This is a genomic window from Rhizobium sp. SL42, assembly GCF_021729845.1.
Lineage (GTDB): Bacteria > Pseudomonadota > Alphaproteobacteria > Rhizobiales > Rhizobiaceae > Allorhizobium.
The window spans coordinates 1,575,720-1,595,217 of the sequence record NZ_CP063397.1; the positions used below are offsets into that span (position 1 = coordinate 1,575,720).

Sequence of the window (19,498 nt, forward strand, 5' to 3'; positions counted from 1 at the left end):
ACTATGCTGTCAGGAGCCATTCTGTATGCAGCGGGTAACAAATTGATTGTTTGAAACAAAAGTCCTAGCCGTTGAATTCCGTACCAAGGATACTGACATGAACTACGCAGAAAATCTCTGGCTTTTTCTTTTGCTGCTGACGGGTATCGTGGTCGTGCCAGGCATGGACATGATCTATGTCCTGGCGAGCGCTCTTTCCGGCGGCAAGCGCGCCGGATTGGCCGCAACCACCGGAATGATGGCCGGAGGTGCGATCCACACGATCTTCGGTACGCTCGGCACGGGTGCGCTGGTGGCGCTGGTGCCTCAGCTTTTTACCCCGCTGCTGATCGTCGGCGCTGCCTACATGGTCTGGATCGGCATCTCGCTGGTTCGCAGTTCCATCACCGTCGAGGCCGTCCAGACCGGTGCCGCCAGGCGTCTTTCGTCGACATTTGGCCAGGCCCTGGCCACCTGTCTGCTCAATCCCAAGGCTTATCTCTTCGTGATTGCCGTCTTTCCGCAGTTCCTCAAACCGCAATATGGATCGCTGCTCATGCAGGGCACGGTCATGGGACTGATGACGATGGCCGTGCAGGGCGTGGTGTATGGCAGCGTTGCGCTCGCGGGCCATGGTGCCCGTCACGCGCTGGTGGCAAACCCCGGCGTCACCAGGGCCATTGGCCGTGGCGCGGGCCTGCTTCTGATTGCCGCTGCGATCTTTACCCTGGCGCATGAACTGCGGTAGCGCAGAGAGCCCCGCTTGGTTTGCAGTGCAGGCCGATCTGTCATGAATATCAGATGATTGATGCTCCGTCGCATGATCACCGCTTTGTGACTTCATTCCGCCAGTCCAAACCTGCAAACATCCCCATGCTCGAAGCTAACGTCGGTCCGCCGGCAAACTCCGTGGGAGAATGGGAATGAAGTTGAAGCTCGTTTTGACGGCCGCTGCGGCCATCTGTCTTGGCGTGACGGTGGCCATCGCGGCGGGTGAGCCGCAGGTTGTCCGTCAGGAAATGATGAAAAAGACCGGCGGCGCCATGGGTGCCCTGGCGGCGATCGCCAAAGGCGAAAAGCCGTTCGATGCAGAGGTCGTCAAGGCTTCGCTGACCACCATGGTCGAGGTTGGCAAGACATTCCCCGACCAGTTCCCGGCCGGCTCGGAAACCGGTCTTGAAACGGAAGCCAGCCCGAAGATCTGGGAAAACATGGACGACTTCAAGTCGAAGTCGATGGCCCTGGCGACTGCTGCCGAAGCGCAGCTCGCCGCTCTGCCTGCCGATCAGGCCGGCGTCGGTGCGGTGATGAAGGCCGTCGGTGGGACCTGCGGCACCTGTCACGAGACCTACCGCCTGAAGAAATAAGCATTCGGCGCGCCCGACGGTTTAACTGTCGGGCGACTGTCCGTTTCGGCCCGTTTGGGGCAGCGTGATTCTTGCGGAGGCTCTGGATGGTTTCGAAATGGGTCAAGGGCCTTGTCGGCCTGTCGGTCATCGGCGCCCTGGGTGCGGGCGGATTTCTCGTCGTCACCGCACCCGCGCGCCAGGACCCATCTGTCTGGGCCGGGCTCGGTGAACCGGATCTTGCCCATGGCCGGGAGGTGTTTTTTGCCGGCGGCTGTACCAGCTGTCATACGCCGGCCGGCAGCGCGGGCGATGCGCGTTTGATCCTGTCGGGCGGCGCGCCGATCCACAGCCCGTTCGGCACCTTCCATGCACCAAACATCTCCAGCAGCCAGACGGCCGGCATCGGCGCCTGGACACTTGCCGAATTCGGTGATGCCATGACCCGCGGCGTCGGGCGTCGGGGCGAGCATCTGTATCCATCCTTCCCCTATGGCTCCTACTCGCGCATGTCGGCGAAGGACGTCAACGACCTGTTCGGCTTCATCAAGACACTGCCGGCGAGCGACGCCGTGGCGCCGGCGCATGAATTGCCGTTCCCCTTCAATATCCGCCAGTCCCTCGGCGGCTGGAAATTTCTCTATTTTACCGACGAGCCGCGCGTGGCGTTGACCGACGCCAGCGACATGGTCAAGCGGGGCCAGTATCTGGTCGAAGGCCCCGGCCATTGCGGCGAATGCCATACCCCGCGCGACATGCTCGGCGGCTTCAGGGGCGGCCAGTGGCTGGCCGGTGGTCCCAATCCGGAAGGCGAGGGGACCATCCCCAACATCACGCCAGGCTCGAAGAGCATCGGATCCTGGAGCGAGTCGGATATCGCAACCTATCTCGAAACCGGCTTTACCCCGGACTTCGACAGCGTCGGCGGCACGATGGTCGAGGTGCAGAAGAACATGGCCGAACTGCCAGCCAGCGACAGAGAGGCGATTGCGGCCTATCTCAAAGCCATTCCCGCGATACAATGATTTGCGAGCGGCGGGCGCCTCTCGCCCTTGCCCGCCGCCGCGGATTGAAACCGTCGCCTCAAGCATCGCGCAAGCCAGCACCGTCATCATGCAATCCACGAAATGATTTCGGAGGATTCATGAGCATCGAACGTCGGCGGATGGAATCGGCAATCCGCTCGCTGCTCGACAATTATCCTGATCCCGCCCTGCATCGCTGGGTGGACGAGACGGTGCGTGCCTTCGAAAGACGTCTTTCGGCCATTGTCGATCCGCGCGAGCGCGATCATGCCCAGCAGGCGGCGCTTATTCTGATCAAGACAACCTTGCAGAAATGGTCGGAAAAGCCGCCCGTGCGCCATTGAGCCTGGCTTTGGGTTGCCGGCTTTCCCGACCATGTTGCTGACTGGTCCTATCCCGCCGCACTGCGGGAATCCCGCTTCGCCTGTGCGGCCGCCGCGGCCGCGCGCAGGCGTCCCCGTTCAGCGGGGCGGACAAGGCTCTTGTAGCGTTTGGATTCGATGGCTCGCATGCCGGCATGCGCATGGCGCGAATTGTAGCTGTCGTCTCGCTCGACCTTGGCACTCTGCTTCAAGGCCAGGGCGGCGCGCATGTTCTCGACCAGTTGCACCTTGCCCTGCATTTTCTGGCGGCGGGCATGTTCGCCATTCAGCCGGCGCATGCTCATGGCCAGGATTTCGAGCTTGCCTCTTGTGCCGACATCCTTCCTGACCGGCTCTACGCCTTTCGCCGCAGCCTTGCCGCGCAACTCGCGGGTCTGGCGGTGAGCCTCGGTCTTGGCGCGATTGCGTCTGTCACGAACCTGTTTCAGCAGTTTGGTCAGGTCGGCATCGTTCAACTGCTGAACCGCGGGGTGGTGGGACTGCTGAACCAGATGCCACTCCTCCTCGGTCAGCAACCGCTCTTCCTGTTTGCGCGAAATCGCCATGTACGCCTCCTCCGTTTTTTGCTGTCGTGTCGTTGATCCAGATGTTTGAAATGGGGACAGGTCGGCGTTCGACCGATAAACGCGTTTCAAGGCTTCGGTTAAGCGCCGCCACGCATGCTGCAAGGGCCGTCAGCCTTGCAGTGTCAAACATACGCTTGCGCGATGGCCTCGACAAGAACGCAGCGCATCGGACCAAGGCCCGGAAGGTCTCGAAAAGGTCAGGCGCCCGTGGCGGTCGGCTCCGGGGCGGGCGGATAAAAGCGCAGGGCGACCTTTGCCTCAGACAGGCGGCGATGCAGCTTGGCCTGTTCCCGCAGCGGCCAGGAATCATAGAGCAGGATGTTCAGCGGATGCCACAGGGCAACCCATCCGACGATAATCGCGCCTTCCTCCAGGAAATGCGAGATACGGCCGTAGGATGTCAGCGCAGAAACGGCCTGGCCGAACACAAGACACAAGGCAAGCACCGCGAGACCGAGCAACAGGGCCCGGCGCCCGGTACGCAGAAGTTCGCGCAACTGGTGTTCGACAACCCCGTGGCTGTAGAGGAAATAGTTCGAAATCGCCCGATCGAGGCTCTGGACCTCCGCCTGCGAGGCCGCGTCTTCGGGCAGATGAACCGTGATCTGGATCGGTTGCTTTTTCGGCATCAGGCTTGCGTGCCGGGTAATGTATTCGATTGCATCCTGCGACAATTCCCGGCCCCTGAACGGATAGGGATCCAGCGTTTCGAAGATCTGGGAAACGTGTTCAAGGCGCATTTCCACGGCATCGTCCATCGCAGACCTCCCCGGTTCAAGTCGTCCGAGAGGCTAGCGCGAAGCCTGTCGGATATACCACCGATTTCTTGCTGGACGGATGCTGCACCATGGCGCGGTCATCAATCAGGGTCGTTAGTCGGCCGCATGGGCATGTCGGCTAGTGCGTGCCCATGCCGTTGCCGCATGGTTCAGGCAGCCTTGATCTCGATCTTCTTTTCACTGCTGACCGCTTCGGCGGTCTTCGGCAGCGTCACGCTGAGCAGGCCTTTGGAAAAAGTCGCCTCGATCTTGTCCCGATCGATACCGTCGGGCAGGGCAAAGCTCCGCTGGAACGAGCCGTAGCGCCGCTCCGAAAGATGATAGTCTTTCTTGTCTTCGCTCTTCTCTTCGGATTTCTCGCCGCGGATCGTCAGGACACCGTTGGCAACCTTCACCTCGACGCTTTTGTCGTCCATGCCGGGCAGCTCGGCCGTAACTTCGTAGAAGCCGTCCTTTTCGATCATGTCGACCGCTGGCGCGACCTTCCATGGGAAGGCTGACGGATCGAGACTGCGCAACCCTCGAGCGACGGGTGCTCCCAACGAAAACGGATGGAAGTCGGTGAACAGCCGGTCTATCTCCTGGCGCAGTGTATCAAGCGCTGCCCAAGGACGATCCGTGATCGATGTCTGCGGATTTTCGGTGGTGATCGGAAGCTTTTTGACTGAATCATTCATGGTCATCACTCCTCGTTGATCTTGATGCCCGCAGCCGATGTTGCGGAACATCTGCCTCTGAATTGTCAATCCAATATTAGCCAAAGACGCAAATCAGGTCATTGACTACGGTCAAGCGGCGGAGCATTTGCCTTGGCATCATGGCGCGGCCGGTGCGCCATGCGGCGCGTCCGATTGCGGCTTTCCATGCATAAGCCCTGCAGTCTGCAAGGCACAGAACCTCGCCGCAGGACGGCTGGCTGCCGCTCAATCCTGGAGACTTGCCCAGGCGTCAGCCGACGGCGCCATGCGGCAGATGTTCGTTGGCAAACACCGCGATCTCGTCTTCCGCTTCGCTGCTCCACAGATCCAGCGCCTTGAGGATCTCCATGGTGAAGGTGATCGGGGAATTGCCGGGCGCCGTGATCACCTTGCCGTCCGACACGGCCTGAGGCTGGTCGCGGTAGAGTGCTGCGCCTCCGTAGCCCGGATATTTCTGGTGCGAGGCAAGACGGTTGCCGGTATGGGCCACGTCGTTGAGGATGCCTGTCGCCGCAAGCGCGCTCGCCGCAGCGCAGATCCCGCCCACCACCTTGCCCGAGCCGTGAAATTCACGGGCCTTTGCGGTGAAGTCAGGTGCGTTGCCTTTTTCCCAGATGAGGCCGCCCGGAATGATCAGCGCGTCAAACGCCTCTGCATCGAATGCATCATAGGCGAGATCGGGCGTGACTTTCAGTCCGCCCATCGACGTGACCGGCCGGCCGTCGGGCGAAGCGGTCCGGATCTCGACGCCGAGATACGACCGCGCCACCGCCATCAACAGCGCGCATTCCCAATCGGCGAAGTCTTCGGTCAGCGCAATGGCTATGCGAGTCATCGACATCTCTCCCTTCAGCTTGGCACCCACGGTTACGAAAGGCGCTGAATGTAGCGCATGCCGGTCACCGGGCGCGGTACGAAATCCATGTGTTCGTAGAACCGGTGAGCCGCCACATTACCGGTCGCGGCGCCAACCGAAAGGTAATCGCAGCCGGACTGTACGGCGATGTCGCGGGCGCGGGCAACCAGATGTTGGCCGATGCCGTTGCCGCGCTGGCCGTCCCGGACGAACAGATGATGCAGGTCCATGCCGCGTTTGCCTTCGTCGGCCCTGTAGAGCGGCACGAGTATGGCGTAGCCGATCAGGCCTTCGCCGCCATCGGCAACCAGGGCGGTGATCCAGGGCAGGGCGCCGAACAGGTCGCGCTCGAGCGTTTCTGGGGTCATCGCCGAGGCATCGCCGTGATGGGCGGAAAGCGCCTTTATCATGTCGTTGAGTTGTGGCAGGTCCTGGCGCCGGGCATGGCGGATCACCACGACGGGCGGGCGCGGCAGCGTAGCTTCGGTATCTTCGGTCATTTTCGCTTCCCTTTTTTATGTGCCGTCAGGGGAAGCTGCGTTTTTTAAACAACAAGGCCGCCTGACGGCGGCCTGTTGACAAAGTGATCTGTCGAGCCGCCGGTTACCGGTAGGCCCAAAAATACGTGCAGGAGATGGTTGCGCGTGCGTCGATCATGAAATTGAGATGCGCCGAATTCAATCGATTGTCAATGGCGATCGCTGTGGATCATCGCGCTATCTCATTCCCCGCCCTGTCGGTCAGCCGCTTGTCGAAATTTACCTTGGTGAGCAGCATGTCCTTCTGGGTATAGTGCACCACATCATCCGGCAAGCGGGTGCCGACGACGAGATAAATGGCATCGACCGCAGAACGGTTTTCCAGGCAATGGCCGATGGCCACGCCAGCCTTGAAGGTCGCGGCGTCGCCGGCCTGCATTTCAGTCACGTCATCACCTTCGAGCAGCGTTACCCGGCCTGACACCACGAAGATGAACTCGTCCTCCCGCTCGTGCCAGTGCTGGTGCGACGAGCGTGAACCGGGCGGCAGAGTCTCGAGGAAGGCGCCAAATTGTGTCAGCCCGCCGACATCGCTGAGAAGTCGCGCCGAATAGGGGCCGAGTTCGGCATGGATACCCTCCGCCTTGCCTTCTTCAAGCGCCGCATCCTGTTGCCTGATCACCGGCATTGCCGAATCCTCAATGTTCGTGTTCGCAAAGGCCGTGGTCGGACAGCGCGCGGATGACATAACAATCGCCGACGATATGGCCTTCGCAATGGGAGACGATGCGGGTCAGTTCGTCTTCAAGCTTGCGCAGCTTGGCGATCTTGTCGCGAACATCCGCCAGTTGTTCGCGGGCGATCTGGTCGGCCGTGCCGCAGGGCTCTTCCGGATGGCGGCTGAGCGTCAGAAGCTCGCGGATTGCCTCGATCGGGAAGCCGAGGTCACGCGCATGGCGAATAAAGGCCAGCTGGTCGAGCTCGGCTTTTTCATAGCGTCGCTGGTTTCCCTCGGTGCGGTCGGGGGCCGAGATCAAGCCCATCTGCTCGTAGTAGCGGATGGTCGGCACCTTGACGCCCGTGCGGCGGGAAAGATCGCCAATCGAGTACATTGCTGAAAATACCTCTTGAACCTCTAGTCGCTATAGATCCTAGAAACGAAACAGGACGAGATCAAGCAGGAAAGGAAATCTCATGAGCGCCTCTTGCGGCCATAGCCACGGCCCCTTCGACGGCATGTCGGACACCTACAAGCGCCGCCTCTGGCTGGTGATCGCCATCAATGCCGGGATGTTCTTCATCGAGATGACCGCCGGCCAGCTGGCTCGGTCCCAGGCATTGCAGGCGGACGCTCTGGATTTCTTCGCCGATGCCGTGACCTATGGCATTTCGCTCGCCGTCATTGGCGCGTCGATCCGCGTGCGAACGACGGCCGCTGCTGCCAAGGGCCTCAGCCTGTTCGTGATGGGGCTTTGGGTATTCGGTTCCACGCTTTACCGCGTCTTCTACATGAACCTGCCGGAAGCACCGGTCATGGGCGCCATCGGCTTTCTGGCGCTGATTGCCAATGTTGCCAGTGTCTTGCTTCTGATGAACTACAAGGATGGCGATGCCAATGTACGGTCTGTCTGGCTATGCTCGCGCAATGATGCGATCGGCAATGTTATTGTCATGATTGCCGCCATCGGGGTCTGGGGCACCGCCACCGCATGGCCGGACCTGATCGTGGCGGCCATCATGGCGGGTCTGTTCCTGACCTCTTCGATCCAGATCCTGCAGCAGTCCTGGATGGAGTGGCAGCAGGGTGGCCATCAAGCGGGTCACCATGCGGATGAGCATGGTGTTCAGGATGCGGTGCCTGTCATGGCTGAATGCTGCGCGGATCATGCCCATCACCACCACCACGAGGGGCATCGGCACAAGCACTGACAGTCCTGTCCGCGATCGCGCATGAAAAAACCGGCCGGGTTGCCCTGGCCGGTTGTGTGGATGCTGTCCTTGAAGCTCAGAATTCGGCGTAGTCCGACAGGTCGTATTCGCGGTACGCCGCTTCGACCTGCTGCGACACCGAGTTGGAAGCACGCTCGTCGCTGTTGGCGGTCGCGGACTCTGCCGTCAGCGAAGCCTTGCGTCCGCCTTCGACGGTCCAGAGCGCCGAAGCAAGCTGGTTCGACAGCAACGTGCTGGAAAACGTGTTGGGGCTGCCGGTGCGGGCCTTCGAGCTCGTGCTGGTATCCGGCGCAGCATCATCGGCATCGGTCGTGCTCGGCACGTAGCGATTCTGATAGGAATAGTTGCTGCTAAGACCGCTATCGATCCTCATGGCGGACGCCTCGGTTGAAAGAATTAACCATTTGTTAACCTTTGAACCTTGCGCGAAGCTTGCGTGTTGCGCCGCAAGAGCGAGATTTGGCCTTGCGCGAAGCCCCGGCTAGGACTACGGCCCCGCCGAATCATGGGTGCGTGGAATTCATTTTTTAGAAGTCGCGCAAGCAATCACAAAAAGGCACCCGTGAAAGCTTGCACGTCTCCAAAGACGGATCACATCTTGCCCGCGACCTTGATCGCGAACGCATATTCAAACGCAATCTCCTCCAGCCGCTGGAAACGGCCGGACTTGCCGCCGTGACCGGCTGCCATATTGGTCTTGAGCAGGAAGGGACCGGCATCCGGCGCATGCTCGCGCAGCTTGGCAATCCATTTGGTCGGCTCCCAATAGGTCACGCGTGGATCGGTCAGGCCCGAAAGCGCAAGGATCGGCGGATAAGCCTTGGCGGCGACATTGTCATAGGGCGAGTAGGCGGCGATCCAGTTGTATTGCTCGACGGATTCGATCGGATTGCCCCATTCCGGCCATTCCGGTGGCGTCAGCGGCAGAGTGTCGTCCAGCATTGTGTTGAGCACGTCGACAAACGGCACGGCCGCGATGATGCCAGCGAATTTCTCCGGAGCCATGTTGGCGATCGCGCCCATCAGCATGCCGCCGGCCGAGCCGCCCTCGGCGATGATGTTTTCATAAACCGTGTATTTCTCCGCCACGAGGTGCTCGGCTGCCGCGATGAAATCCTTGAAGGTATTCGCCTTCTTTTCCATCTTGCCGTCTTCGTACCAGGCGAATCCCTTGTCTTTACCGCCGCGGATATGGGCGATTGCGTAGACGAAGCCACGATCGGCGAGCGACAGGCAATTGGTGTTGAAGCCGGCCGGAATGGTGATGCCATAGGCGCCGTAACCATAGAGCAGGCAGGGTGCCGAGCCGTCGAGTTTGGTGTCGCGACGATAGAGCAGGGTGACTGGCACGTCGACCCCGTCATGCGCCTTGGCGAAGACGCGACGGGTGATGTAGTCGTCCGGGTTGTGACCCGACGGAACTTCCTGCGTCTTCAAAAGCGTGCGCTCGCGCGTCGCCATGTTGTAGTCGAACAACTGGCTTGGCGTCGTCATCGAGGAATAGGAAAAGCGGATGACGTCGGTGTCATATTCCGCCGAGCCGGAAAGCCCGAGCGAATAGGCCTCCTCGGCAAAGGCGATGGAATGCTCGTCGCCGGATTTGCGGTCGCGGATCATGATCACCGGCAGGCCTTCGCGGCGCTCGAGCCAGACGAGGTGTCGCGCAAAGGCCATGTGGCTGAGGATCAGCCGGCCCGGTTCGTGCGGCACGACCTCTTTCCAGTTTTCCTTGCCCGGAGCCGTGACCGGTGCCTCGACGATCTTGAAGTCCTTGGCGTCGCCGGCATTGGTCAGGATGTAGAAGACGTCGCCGCCTTCGGTCATCGCATACTCGATGCCTTCCTCGCGCTCGGCGACAAGTTGCGGCTCGGCGGTCAGGTCCTTGGTCGAAAGCAGGCGGTATTCCGAGGTCTCGTGGTCGTGGATGTCGATATAGATGAAGTCGTCGAGTAGCGAGCCGCCGACCCCCATGAAGAAGCCGGGATCCTTCTCTTCGTAGACCAGCCGGTCGGAAGATTGCGGCTCACCCACGATATGGTGGAAGACCTTCGACGGCCGGTGGTTTTCGTCCTGAAGCGTATAGAAGAAGCTCTTGCCGTCCGGCGCCCAGACGCCACCGCCGGCGGTGTTCTCCAGCACATCCTCGAGATCCTGCTTGGTGGCCAAATCGCGGATGCGCAGGGTGTAATATTCCGAGCCCTTGTCGTCATAGCCCCAGATGCCGAAGGCATGATCGGTCGTATGGTCGATGCCCGACAGACGGAAATAATCCTTGCCTTCCGCCTCCTTGTCGCCGTCGAGCAGAAGATCGCGTAGCGCCTCGTCCTTCGGGTCGCCATCGCGCGGAATGCGGAAATAGCGCGGCTGTTCACCGCCGGTGACGAAGGCCGAGCCATAGGCAAACGGGCCGTCCTTCATCGGGATGGACGAATCGTCCTCCTTGATCCGGCCCTTCATCTCGTCGAACAGGGTCTTCTGCAGGCCCTTGGTATCGGCCATCGCCGCTTCCATATGAGCATTTTCCGCCTCGAGATAGCTGCGGATTTCCGGATCGAGGATCGAGGTGTCCTTGAACATCTGCTGCCAGTTGTCGGCGCGCAGCCAGCCATAGTCGTCGGTGCGGGTGATCCCGTGGCGGGTGTCGCTCACGGGCTTCCTGGCAACAGTCGGCGGGCTGGGCAGGTTCTTGAAGATGGACAAGGTGATTTCCTTCCGGAATTGGAACAGGCAGTTCAGCGAGAGATAGAGAGGCTGGCCGCCGCGATCAAGGCGCGGCCAAAGCTTACATGCTCAGCCGTCCGTGCTCTGCGACGACTTTGCCCAGTCCATGTAGAGATCGAGCGCCTTGCGGGTCACAGGTCCCTCCTGCAGTTGCAGGTCATCGAGCCGTGTCACCGGCACCACCTTGGAATAGTTGCCGGTCTGGAAGATCTCGTCGGCATTCAGGAAGTCCTCGACAGACAGCGTCGCCTCGCGCACCTCGAAGCCTGCATGGCGCAAGAGGCCGATGACCCGGGCACGGGTGATGCCGGCCAGGAAGGTGCGGTTTGCCGCCGGCGTATAGACGATACCGTCCTTGACCATGAACACGTTGGAGGAGGCGGTCTCCACCACATTGCCGTTCATGTCGCGCACCAGCGCATTGTCGAAGCCACGCTTGCGAGCATCGATGATCATCCGACCGGAATTGGGGTAGAGGCTGCCGGTCTTGGCATCAGTCATCGCGCATTCGGGCGTCGGGCGGCGGAATGGCGACAGCGTCAGCGACGACGGTTTTGCCGCGTGCATCGGGGCCTCGAACAGGCAGAGCGCAAACCGCGTCGATTCCGGATCGGCGGCGACAACCGAGCCGGCCTGGCCATGTTCGGCCCAGTACATCGGCTTGATGTAAATGGCAGTCTTTCCGTCGAACTTGCCGATGCCTTCCCAGGCGAGGCGTTCGATCTCGCTGGCGTCGACCGTCGCCTTCAAGCCCATGTTTTCCGCCGAGCGATTGACCCGCTGGCAATGCAGGTCGAGATCCGGCGCGATGTCGTCGAACCAGCGGGCGCCGTCGAATACCGTCGAACCCAACCACATGGCATGTGAGGTCGGCCCGATCAGCGGCGGATTGCCGGCAAACCAGTCGCCATCGACATAGGTGAATGTGGTCGTGCGGGCAGAGGAATCGACAGCCATCAGAGGTCTCCTGTTCTCGTTGCCGAGGAGGAAAGTCTCCTGGCCGGCTCAGGTCAAGGAGAAAGTGCCGTGTCTATGGGTAAAGCTTGCATGGCGTTGGAAATACCCGGAACACTGACGGAATTTTGACGAAAAATCAGAAGCTTGCCTGATCGATCGATCAATATGCGTGATCGGTCTGCACGCTCCCGGATCATTGGCGCGAATGGTGATTCCACAGTGAAGATCACCGCCTTGGTTAAAGATCCCGTAACGCATTCCTGCAATATTGATCCAGTTCGCCTCCGCCGCTGCGGGGCTTTGTATTGCGTATAGTCTGGGGTCCATCATGCGAAATGCCGCCCGTGCCATCGTCTTGTCTTCCTGCGTCCTGGCTTTTGCCGGTCAGGCGAAAGCCGAAGGATTCTGGTCGGGAAACTGGTATCTGACGCTGGGCGGCTCCGGCATTTCCGCGCCGAAATTCGAAGGTGCCAAGGACAACAAGCTGTTCTTTTCGCCGATCATTTCGCTCGGCCGTGGCAACCAGCCGCGCTTCAGCTCGCGCAATGACAGCGCCTCCTTCGCCATTTATGATACCGACGTCCTGCGTGCCGGTATCGCCGGCAAGTTCATCCCCGGCCGCGATGCCGGCGATGCGGACGAACTGATTGGCCTTTCCGAGATCAAGTGGGGCGGGGAACTCGGCGGCTTCGCTGATGTCTACGTCACCGACTACCTGCGCGCCCGTGCCGAACTGCGCCAGGGCATTCGCAGCCATGACGGCCTTGTCGCCGATCTTGCGCTCGATGCCTTCACCGATATCGCCCCGGATCTGCGCATTTCCGGTGGTCCGCGCGCCACCTATGCGACGAGCGGCTATACCAAGGCCTATTACGGCGTCGATGCCGGTGAATCTGCAGCCTCGGGCCTCAGTGAATATCACCCGGATGGTGGTTTCACATCCGTCGGTGCCGGCGCGGCGATCACCTGGGATGCCACCGAAAAACTGCAGATGAGCGCATTTACCGAATACAAGCGCCTGACCGGTCCCGCGGCCGACAGCAGCCTGGTCGAGGAACGTGGCAGCAAGAACCAGCTGACATTCGGCGTTTCGGCCAGCTACAAGTTCGGCTTCAGCCTCGATTGAGACACCGGCATGTCTGCCGGGCGCTGTGCTGATTTTTCGCGGTTGCTGACCGGCATCGCGGTTTTCTTGGCCGCCGCCATGCTCTATCACTGGCGTCATGAACAGTTCAGCCGACCACCACGATCGCGTTATCGACGCTCCTTCCGACAACTGGGTCTACCGCGCGTTGCCGCGCTGGCTCTGGCCCTTCGCCCAGCTCGCCCGCTGGGACCGGCCGATCGGCTGGCAATTGCTGATGTGGCCGTGTTTCTGGTCCTCGGCACTGGCGGCCAACGTGCTGGCTGCCGACGACCGGCTGAACCCGACGCTGTTCGTCTTTCACCTCGCTTTGTTCTTTCTCGGCGCGGTCGCCATGCGCGGTGCCGGCTGCACCTATAACGATCTCGTCGACCATGAGATCGATGACAAGGTTGCGCGCACCCGCTCGCGTCCCTTGCCGTCCGGCCGCGTGTCGCGCCGCGATGCCAAGATCTTCATGGGGCTTCAGGCGCTGGTCGGGCTTGCAGTTCTGCTCTGCTTCAACATGTTTTCGATTGTCCTGGGCATAGCCTCGCTGGCGGTCGTGGCGATCTATCCCTTTGCCAAGCGCTTTACCGACTGGCCGCAGTTCTTTCTCGGCCTGGCCTTTTCCTGGGGCGGGCTGATGGGCTGGGCGGGCCTGCATGGCAACCTGTCGCTCGCCGCTGTCCTGCTCTATTGCGGCGCCGTCGCCTGGACCATCGGTTATGACACGATCTATGCCCATCAGGACAAGGAGGACGACGCACTCGTTGGCGTGCGGTCCACGGCGCGCCTGTTCGGTGAACAAACGAAACTCTGGCTCGCCGGTCTTTACGGTCTGACGTTGCTGTTGCTTCTCGTCTCCTTTGTCATGGCGGGCGCCGGCTTTCCTGCCATTCTCGGCCTGATGATCGCCGGTGGGCTGTTTGCATGGCAGATCAAGGTCCTCGACATCGATGACGGCGCTCAGTGCCTTGCGCTGTTCAAGTCGAACAACCGCGTCGGAGCGATCATTTTCCTCGGCCTGCTTCTGGCGCTTCCTTTCGCCTGAAATCAAACGTGATGCCCTTTGCCGGGCGGGCGCATTGCGATCAACCGCAAAATAGGGTACCCCCCTATACTATGAGCCATACACACAAACATCAGGCAAAGCTGCTGGCCCGTGTCCGAAGGATGAAAGGTCAGTTGGAGGCGATCGAAACCGCGTTGCTGGCCAAGGCACCCTGCGCCCAGATCCTCAATCAGGTCGCGTCCGTGCGTGGTGCCATCGGCGGTCTGACTGCGGAACTGATCGAGGATCACATTCGCGAGCATCTCGTTGATCCCGATCACGAGGCCGATGCGGCCAAGGCGAAAAACGCCGCAGAACTCATCGATGTCATCAGGAGCTATCTCAAATGAGCGGCCACGAAGACCACCACACGCATTCCCATCCACACCCGCACCACCATGGGCACGGGCCCAACCATCCGCACCGGGCGATGCCGCAGGGTGTTGGACGGCTCGCCAGCCGACATGCCCATGTCTTTCTCGGCGCGGATCACGATCGCAATGCGCGCCGCACATGGATTGTCATCGCCATCACCGCAACGATGATGGTCGCGGAAATCGCCGGCGGTGTTCTTTTCGGCTCCATGGCGCTGCTTGCCGATGGCTGGCACATGGCGACCCATGCCGGCGCAATTTTGATTGCGGCCCTTGCCTATCGTTTTGCCCGTCGCAATGCCGACAACGGCAGATTTACCTTCGGCACCGGCAAGGTGGGGGATCTGGCTGGCTTCGCCAGCGCCATCGTCCTGGCCATGGTGGCGCTGCTGATCGGCTGGGAAAGCCTGTCGAGGTTCAGGGCGCCCGTGTCGATCAATTTTTCCGAGGCGATCATCGTCGCGTCGGTCGGTCTAGTGGTAAATCTGGTCTGCGCCGTTCTCCTGCATGAAGGCGGCCACTCCCATGCTCCCCATGATCATGGTGATCACCACGGCGACCACCATGTCCATCATTACGGGCATGACGGCAATCTCCGTGCGGCCTATGTGCATGTGCTGGCCGACGCGTTGACCTCGGTCCTGGCGATTGCCGCACTGATCTTCGGCAGTGTCTATGGCTGGCTTTGGCTCGACCCGGCGATCGGCCTTGTCGGTACGCTGATTATCGGCCGCTGGGCATTCGCTCTGATGCGCCAGTCGGGATCTGTGTTGTTGGACTACACGCCGCGCGATGCGCCTCTGTCGGAAGAAATCCGCGATATCATCGAGGGCGAGGGGGCTGAAATCGCAGACTTGCATGTCTGGCAGCTCGGTCCCGGCCATCATGGCGCGATCGTCTCGCTGTCCGCCGATGCACCGAAACCGCCCTCTCACTACCGTGAAAAGCTTGCTGCCCTGACGGCGCTTTCGCATGTCACGGTCGAAGTCGAGTGGCACGGATCAGCACGCCTGGCGTGATCTGAGACACAAACGGCAAGGCCCGGAAGTTGCCTTCCGGGCCTTGATATGTTCCGTCTTGGGACGAAATCAGCTACGCGCGATGATTTCCTTGCCGGAAATCTTCATGGTTACACCCAGCGAGCCGGTCGTGCGGCGGACCAGGAAGCGCGGGCGGCGCTCAGCGAAATAGGAATGGCGTCGGCGCGGTTGCGTATCGCGGGTGCGCACGTCGCCGATATGATCCTCCAGCGGCCGGGCAACGCCGTCAGCCTCGACCATCAGCATCGGAATGCGGAAGGCATCAGACCAGCCGCGCCAGTCGGCAGCGATATCGCAGAGGTCATGGGCCACGAGCAACGGGATGCACAGATCCGGATCGTCGTGATGCAGCTCGAGGGTAACCGTCACTTCGCCGTCGCCATGGTCGATCGCCCGGGCTGCAACGCCTTTGAAGGCGCGGGCCGGCAGTGCGAAGGAGAGGGGAAGGCCGCTGCCCGGAAGGATCTTGCGCAGGACGGCGCCGCGTTCATCGATGGTGATTGTCACATCGCCTAAGGAGCCGTGCAATGCGTAGGAAACCTGCTGGGGGAACCGTGCCGGATCCAGTCGCAGAGTGCTTCCTGCCCAGTCGGGCTTCATAACCGTGTTCGTCATCTTCATGCTACCCTTGTTTTACCCGAGAGCGCGTCATGTGCTCGTCTGTTTGGGACTTCTCGTCCTCTGTAGGGGCAACATAGCCAGCGGCTGTTCGAGACAGCTTAAAAATCGCGGTAAAAAAAACCTTGCAGTCTCAAATGGTTAGTTTTGTCGTACCGCGCAGGGTTGCTGAAATGTGAAAATCGGCACCGATCTATTCCAGATCGATACAGGTGCGGGAACGGGGTGATGTGATGCTGCAGGAGCCTAGCGCATCCTGTCCGATGCGGGACCGATGTGCCGAAAAGCGCATTCGAAACGCTTCTTCACGAAGTTATAAAGCTCCGTGCAAGGATTATGGCGCATTATACGATTCGTATGATTGGATTTTGCTGCCGAGGACGCGATGGTTTCCACGTATTTGAGCTATGATCTCGCGACGCGGGATTTGAAGTCGAGCCTGAACCGTGTCGCCTCCGATAGCCAGGTAGCGCGCGAAACCGCGTATTTCGAAGAGAATATCGGCAACGTCACGTCCGTGGACGAATTCCTCGACGACTATCGCCTCTATTCCTTTGCAATGAAGGCCTACGGTCTCGAAGAGATGACCTATGCCAAGGCCTATATGAAAAAGGTCCTGGAAAGCGATCTCAACGAAAGCACCAGCTTCGCCAACGTTTTGTCCGACGATCGTTATCGCAATTTCGCCGCAGCCTTCCAGTTCACCGGCCAGACCAAGGATTCCCAGACGTCGGCACAGGAGACCAAGCTGCTTGCGCTGCTGGACGAGCAGCTCGTTGCCGAAAACGACGCGATCGAGACCGAAACGTATTACTACGAGTCGGTGATCGACACCGTCACGTCGGCCGACAGCCTGGTCAAGAACACCCGTTTGTTCAACTATGTGCTCGACGCCTATGGCATTGACGGCACGTATTATACCAAGGAACATTTCACCAAGATCCTGACCAGCGATCTCAGTGACAGCACAAGCTACGTGAACCAGTTGGTGGAGAATGACGCGTCGAATTCGGCGGCCTTCCTCAAAATGGCCCAGGCGTTCAGCTTCAATACCGATGGCTCCCTATCCGGCACGACGGCCCAGACCGCCGAACAGAAGGAAAGCACGGTTGCTCTCTATATCGAGGAAGAGCAGACCTACGCCTCGGAATATTATCTGCAGCGCGAGAAGGCCTACTATACCGCCCAGATCGCCAATGTAACCACGGTCGAGGATATCACCGGCGACGAGCGGCTGTTCAACTACGTCAAGACAGCCCTGGAACTTGATAGCACGGTCACGGCATCCGTGTTCAAGTCGATCGTGACCAGCGACGTCAGTGCCTCGAGCAACTACGCCATCACCAATGGCGGCAGCGCATGGGTCGCGGTTGCGCAAAAGTTCAATTTCGGCACGGATGGCAACGTCCAGACCGGCTATTCGGCACAGGGCAGTGCCCAGCTTGCGTCGACGCATACCGGCTTTGCCGAGTTTTACGATGACGAAAGCGAAGAGATGAAGACGTCGACCATCGACTACTTCACCGAAAAGATGGCCGAGATCACCAGTGTCGACGATCTCTTGGACAACAGTTCGCTTCGCCTGATGCTGCAGCGCGCTTTCGGATTTGAAGGAGACGAATTCACCAATTCGGAGCTGCGCAAGGTTCTGACAAGCGACGTCACGGATCCGAACAGCTACGCCAACAAGTCGAAGGATTCGCGCCTGATCGAAATGGCGACCTTGTTCAACTTCGACAGCGAAGGTGAAGCCAAGGCGCCGTTGCAGGCGCAGAACCAAGCGACTGCGACCAATATCGCCAAGGACTACATCGTCAAGCAGATCCTCTACCTGGAGGGTGACGAGCAGACGACGGCCAAGGAAGCGGCCACCAAGGAATCGGAATATTATCAGGAGCAGATCGCCAGCATTCGGACCGCTGACGAACTCCTGGCCGATCGTCGGGTCGTTGATGTCGTGCTCGGCGCCTTTGGTTTCGACGGCGACGAGGTGACGGACGACTTCCTCAAGCAGCTGTTTGCGTCGGATCTCGAGGATCCAAAGAGCTTTGCGAACCAGCAGACCGATGCCAAATGGGCGGAATTGCTCGCGTCCTTCAATTTCGACAGCGAGGGCAACCTGACGGATGACACCGTCGGCACGGTACAGCAACGCGGCGACACGCTCGAAACCATCAATCTCTATTTGCGCCAGACGTTTGAAGAAAGCGAAGGCGAAAGTAATCAGGGTGTTCGCCTGGCGCTGTATTTCGAGCGCACGGCACCGACACTGACCGACGCCTATGACCTGATCGCGGATGAAGCGCTGCTGGAAGTCTTCCGCACGACATTCGGCTATTCGGAAGAGTTCTCCAATATGGACGTCGACATGCAGGCCAAGATTGTCGAGGACAATATCACGCTGTCGGATTTCCAGGATCCGGAAAAGATGGAGCGCTTCCTGCAGCGCTACACGGCCATGTATGACACCGAGAATGCCAGTTACGACACCTCCGCACTGACAATTCTCCAGGGCAGCGGCGGCGGCATTTCCGCCGATCTTCTGACCAGCCTTGCCGGCTTGAAATACTAGTTCGGCATCATTCGGTCAGCGCTGTTGGCGCTATCGGATATGATCGTGATCTAAATCTGCCGCGACTTGCCGGCAGATTTTTTTTGAACTATCGATGTATTCACTGGGATATATCGAAGTGGAGATGTGCGTGACGAAAAAGTTTTGGAAACGAATGGCAGGTGGCAGCCGTGTAGCCGTTGCTCTGGCTGCATTTTTGGCAGCCCCGCTGGCCGCTTTCGCCGCTGAACCGGTGACGGTATTTGCAGCCGCAAGTCTCAAGGAAACCGTCGAGAAAATCGCGAACGACTGGAAGACGGAGACGGGAAACGACGTGCGCCTGTCCTTTGCCGGCAGCTCCGCGCTGGCCAAGCAGATCGAGGAAGGTGCCCCCGCCGATCTCTTCATTTCGGCCGATCTGAAATGGATGGATCACCTCGACAAGGCCGGCAAGATCAAGTCCGATAGCCGGGTCAACCTGCTCGGCAACCGCATCGTGCTGGTCGCACCGAAGGGCTCGACCCTGACCGCCAGTATCGCACCCGGGTTCCCGCTTGCCGCGCTTCTGGGTGACGGCCGTCTGGCCATGGCCAATGTCGAAGCCGTGCCCGCCGGAACCTATGGCAAATCGGCCCTGGAAAATCTCGGCGTCTGGAACACAGTGAAGGACAAGGTTGCGCAGGCCGAAAACGTCCGTGCCGCGCTGCTTCTCGTATCGCGCGCCGAAGCACCTCTCGGTATCGTCTATGAGACCGATGCCAAGGTCGATCCCGCGGTTACCATCCTCGACCGGTTCCCGGAGGACAGCCACAAGCCGATCGTCTATCCGGCAGCCTTGACGGCTGAGAGCGCAAACGCGGACTCCGCCGCATTCCTCGCTTACTTGCAGGGTGCCCAGGCGCATGCCATCTTCACCGAAGCAGGCTTTACTGTCCTTGCCAAAACGAACTGACCCGAACGGACGAGCCACCGCAATTGACCGTTGGAAATTGATCGGGG

Annotated in this window: 22 protein-coding genes; 11 read left to right on the plus strand and 11 right to left on the minus strand. The window is 60.1% G+C overall.

The genetic code is table 11. The features are described from left to right. The first annotated feature begins 97 nt into the window (after positions 1–97). The 4 genes from IM739_RS07295 (at position 98) to IM739_RS07310 (ending at position 2,694) form a co-directional block, all read left to right on the plus strand. A complete protein-coding gene (locus tag IM739_RS07295) occupies positions 98–727 on the plus strand; it encodes a LysE family translocator (RefSeq protein ID WP_237370519.1) in 630 nt (209 codons plus the stop codon). 175 nt (positions 728–902) lie between these two features. Then, positions 903–1,346, plus strand: coding sequence for a c-type cytochrome (locus IM739_RS07300; protein WP_237370520.1), 444 nt, complete (start codon positions 903–905; stop codon positions 1,344–1,346). A gap of 86 nt (positions 1,347–1,432) precedes the next feature. After that, on the plus strand, positions 1,433–2,350 hold the full coding sequence (locus IM739_RS07305; RefSeq protein ID WP_237370521.1) for a cytochrome c: 918 nt from the start codon (positions 1,433–1,435) through the stop codon (positions 2,348–2,350). 119 nt (positions 2,351–2,469) lie between these two features. After that, complete coding sequence (locus IM739_RS07310) at positions 2,470–2,694, plus strand: hypothetical protein (protein ID WP_007604790.1); 225 nt, start codon at positions 2,470–2,472, stop codon at positions 2,692–2,694. Positions 2,695–2,741: 47 nt separating this feature from the next. On the opposite strand, the gene IM739_RS07315 is transcribed toward IM739_RS07310, so the two are convergent. From IM739_RS07315 to IM739_RS07345, 7 genes are all read right to left on the minus strand, one after another. Next, a complete protein-coding gene (locus IM739_RS07315) occupies positions 2,742–3,278 on the minus strand; it encodes a hypothetical protein (RefSeq protein ID WP_237370522.1) in 537 nt (178 codons plus the stop codon). A gap of 218 nt (positions 3,279–3,496) precedes the next feature. Further along, complete coding sequence (locus IM739_RS07320; protein WP_237370523.1) at positions 3,497–4,057, minus strand: hypothetical protein; 561 nt, start codon at positions 4,055–4,057, stop codon at positions 3,497–3,499. Between the two features lie 170 nt (positions 4,058–4,227). Beyond that, positions 4,228–4,755, minus strand: a complete 528-nt coding sequence (locus tag IM739_RS07325) for an Hsp20/alpha crystallin family protein (RefSeq protein ID WP_237370524.1) — start codon at positions 4,753–4,755, stop codon at positions 4,228–4,230. A 271-nt stretch (positions 4,756–5,026) separates the two neighbouring features. Beyond that, positions 5,027–5,611, minus strand: coding sequence for a type 1 glutamine amidotransferase family protein (locus IM739_RS07330; RefSeq protein ID WP_237370525.1), 585 nt, complete (start codon positions 5,609–5,611; stop codon positions 5,027–5,029). 32 nt (positions 5,612–5,643) lie between these two features. Beyond that, positions 5,644–6,132, minus strand: a complete 489-nt coding sequence (locus IM739_RS07335; protein WP_237370526.1) for a GNAT family N-acetyltransferase — start codon at positions 6,130–6,132, stop codon at positions 5,644–5,646. Positions 6,133–6,340: 208 nt separating this feature from the next. Continuing rightward, on the minus strand, positions 6,341–6,799 hold the full coding sequence (locus IM739_RS07340; RefSeq protein ID WP_237370527.1) for a cupin domain-containing protein: 459 nt from the start codon (positions 6,797–6,799) through the stop codon (positions 6,341–6,343). Between the two features lie 10 nt (positions 6,800–6,809). Continuing rightward, positions 6,810–7,223 carry a MerR family transcriptional regulator gene (locus IM739_RS07345; protein WP_237370528.1) on the minus strand — a complete coding sequence of 138 codons (414 nt, stop codon included), beginning with the start codon at positions 7,221–7,223 and terminating at the stop codon, positions 6,810–6,812. 82 nt (positions 7,224–7,305) lie between these two features. Between IM739_RS07345 and IM739_RS07350 the strand changes: the two genes are divergently transcribed. Beyond that, a complete protein-coding gene (locus IM739_RS07350; protein ID WP_237370529.1) occupies positions 7,306–8,040 on the plus strand; it encodes a cation transporter in 735 nt (244 codons plus the stop codon). Positions 8,041–8,116: 76 nt separating this feature from the next. Here IM739_RS07350 and IM739_RS07355 read toward each other — a convergent pair whose 3' ends face one another. From IM739_RS07355 to IM739_RS07365, 3 genes are all read right to left on the minus strand, one after another. Further along, positions 8,117–8,434 carry a hypothetical protein gene (locus IM739_RS07355; RefSeq protein ID WP_237370530.1) on the minus strand — a complete coding sequence of 106 codons (318 nt, stop codon included), beginning with the start codon at positions 8,432–8,434 and terminating at the stop codon, positions 8,117–8,119. Positions 8,435–8,652: 218 nt separating this feature from the next. After that, the gene (locus IM739_RS07360) at positions 8,653–10,761 is read right to left on the minus strand and encodes a S9 family peptidase (protein ID WP_237370531.1); all 2,109 of its coding nucleotides are present in this window, start codon (positions 10,759–10,761) and stop codon (positions 8,653–8,655) included. Positions 10,762–10,851: 90 nt separating this feature from the next. Next, positions 10,852–11,739 carry a branched-chain amino acid aminotransferase gene (locus IM739_RS07365; RefSeq protein ID WP_237370532.1) on the minus strand — a complete coding sequence of 296 codons (888 nt, stop codon included), beginning with the start codon at positions 11,737–11,739 and terminating at the stop codon, positions 10,852–10,854. A 328-nt stretch (positions 11,740–12,067) separates the two neighbouring features. Between IM739_RS07365 and IM739_RS07370 the strand changes: the two genes are divergently transcribed. The 4 genes from IM739_RS07370 to dmeF all read left to right on the plus strand — a co-directional run bounded on the left by IM739_RS07370 (position 12,068) and on the right by dmeF (position 15,309). Next, complete coding sequence (locus IM739_RS07370; RefSeq protein WP_237370533.1) at positions 12,068–12,865, plus strand: MipA/OmpV family protein; 798 nt, start codon at positions 12,068–12,070, stop codon at positions 12,863–12,865. Positions 12,866–12,962: 97 nt separating this feature from the next. After that, positions 12,963–13,916 (plus strand): 4-hydroxybenzoate octaprenyltransferase, encoded by a 954-nt coding sequence (gene ubiA, locus IM739_RS07375; RefSeq protein ID WP_237370534.1) that lies wholly within the window; start codon positions 12,963–12,965, stop codon positions 13,914–13,916. A gap of 71 nt (positions 13,917–13,987) precedes the next feature. Further along, positions 13,988–14,266, plus strand: coding sequence for a metal/formaldehyde-sensitive transcriptional repressor (locus IM739_RS07380; protein WP_237370535.1), 279 nt, complete (start codon positions 13,988–13,990; stop codon positions 14,264–14,266). Between the two features lie 80 nt (positions 14,267–14,346). Further along, positions 14,347–15,309 (plus strand): CDF family Co(II)/Ni(II) efflux transporter DmeF, encoded by a 963-nt coding sequence (dmeF, locus tag IM739_RS07385; protein WP_237370999.1) that lies wholly within the window; start codon positions 14,347–14,349, stop codon positions 15,307–15,309. A 69-nt stretch (positions 15,310–15,378) separates the two neighbouring features. Here dmeF and IM739_RS07390 read toward each other — a convergent pair whose 3' ends face one another. Next, positions 15,379–15,945 carry a DUF6101 family protein gene (locus tag IM739_RS07390; protein ID WP_237370536.1) on the minus strand — a complete coding sequence of 189 codons (567 nt, stop codon included), beginning with the start codon at positions 15,943–15,945 and terminating at the stop codon, positions 15,379–15,381. A gap of 388 nt (positions 15,946–16,333) precedes the next feature. Here IM739_RS07390 and IM739_RS07395 point away from each other — a divergent pair, with 388 nt between their 5' ends. Together IM739_RS07395 and modA are read left to right on the plus strand one after the other, a co-directional pair. Then, a complete protein-coding gene (locus IM739_RS07395) occupies positions 16,334–18,520 on the plus strand; it encodes a DUF1217 domain-containing protein (RefSeq protein WP_237370537.1) in 2,187 nt (728 codons plus the stop codon). 124 nt (positions 18,521–18,644) lie between these two features. After that, entirely contained in the window at positions 18,645–19,451 is an 807-nt protein-coding gene (gene modA / locus IM739_RS07400) for a molybdate ABC transporter substrate-binding protein (protein ID WP_442981125.1), read from the plus strand. Positions 19,452–19,498: the final 47 nt, after the last annotated feature.

Bases quoted from the DNA above. Each gene is read 5' to 3' on its own strand.
- IM739_RS07325 (WP_237370524.1), bottom strand. From the start codon at position 4,755: ATGAATGATTCAGTCAAAAAGCTTCCGATCACCACCGAAAATCCGCAG.
- IM739_RS07315 (WP_237370522.1), bottom strand. From the start codon at position 3,278: ATGGCGATTTCGCGCAAACAGGAAGAGCGGTTGCTGACCGAGGAGGAG.
- IM739_RS07295 (WP_237370519.1), top strand. From the start codon at position 98: ATGAACTACGCAGAAAATCTCTGGCTTTTTCTTTTGCTGCTGACGGGT.
- dmeF (WP_237370999.1), top strand. From the start codon at position 14,347: ATGCCGCAGGGTGTTGGACGGCTCGCCAGCCGACATGCCCATGTCTTT.
- IM739_RS07355 (WP_237370530.1), bottom strand. From the start codon at position 8,434: ATGAGGATCGATAGCGGTCTTAGCAGCAACTATTCCTATCAGAATCGC.
- IM739_RS07335 (WP_237370526.1), bottom strand. From the start codon at position 6,132: ATGACCGAAGATACCGAAGCTACGCTGCCGCGCCCGCCCGTCGTGGTG.
- IM739_RS07320 (WP_237370523.1), bottom strand. From the start codon at position 4,057: ATGGACGATGCCGTGGAAATGCGCCTTGAACACGTTTCCCAGATCTTC.
- IM739_RS07300 (WP_237370520.1), top strand. From the start codon at position 903: ATGAAGTTGAAGCTCGTTTTGACGGCCGCTGCGGCCATCTGTCTTGGC.
- IM739_RS07370 (WP_237370533.1), top strand. From the start codon at position 12,068: ATGCGAAATGCCGCCCGTGCCATCGTCTTGTCTTCCTGCGTCCTGGCT.
- IM739_RS07395 (WP_237370537.1), top strand. From the start codon at position 16,334: ATGGTTTCCACGTATTTGAGCTATGATCTCGCGACGCGGGATTTGAAG.
- IM739_RS07350 (WP_237370529.1), top strand. From the start codon at position 7,306: ATGAGCGCCTCTTGCGGCCATAGCCACGGCCCCTTCGACGGCATGTCG.
- IM739_RS07345 (WP_237370528.1), bottom strand. From the start codon at position 7,223: ATGTACTCGATTGGCGATCTTTCCCGCCGCACGGGCGTCAAGGTGCCG.
- IM739_RS07305 (WP_237370521.1), top strand. From the start codon at position 1,433: ATGGTTTCGAAATGGGTCAAGGGCCTTGTCGGCCTGTCGGTCATCGGC.
- IM739_RS07390 (WP_237370536.1), bottom strand. From the start codon at position 15,945: ATGACGAACACGGTTATGAAGCCCGACTGGGCAGGAAGCACTCTGCGA.
- IM739_RS07330 (WP_237370525.1), bottom strand. From the start codon at position 5,611: ATGACTCGCATAGCCATTGCGCTGACCGAAGACTTCGCCGATTGGGAA.
- modA (WP_442981125.1), top strand. From the start codon at position 18,645: ATGTGCGTGACGAAAAAGTTTTGGAAACGAATGGCAGGTGGCAGCCGT.
- IM739_RS07380 (WP_237370535.1), top strand. From the start codon at position 13,988: ATGAGCCATACACACAAACATCAGGCAAAGCTGCTGGCCCGTGTCCGA.
- IM739_RS07310 (WP_007604790.1), top strand. From the start codon at position 2,470: ATGAGCATCGAACGTCGGCGGATGGAATCGGCAATCCGCTCGCTGCTC.
- ubiA (WP_237370534.1), top strand. From the start codon at position 12,963: ATGAACAGTTCAGCCGACCACCACGATCGCGTTATCGACGCTCCTTCC.
- IM739_RS07340 (WP_237370527.1), bottom strand. From the start codon at position 6,799: ATGCCGGTGATCAGGCAACAGGATGCGGCGCTTGAAGAAGGCAAGGCG.
- IM739_RS07365 (WP_237370532.1), bottom strand. From the start codon at position 11,739: ATGGCTGTCGATTCCTCTGCCCGCACGACCACATTCACCTATGTCGAT.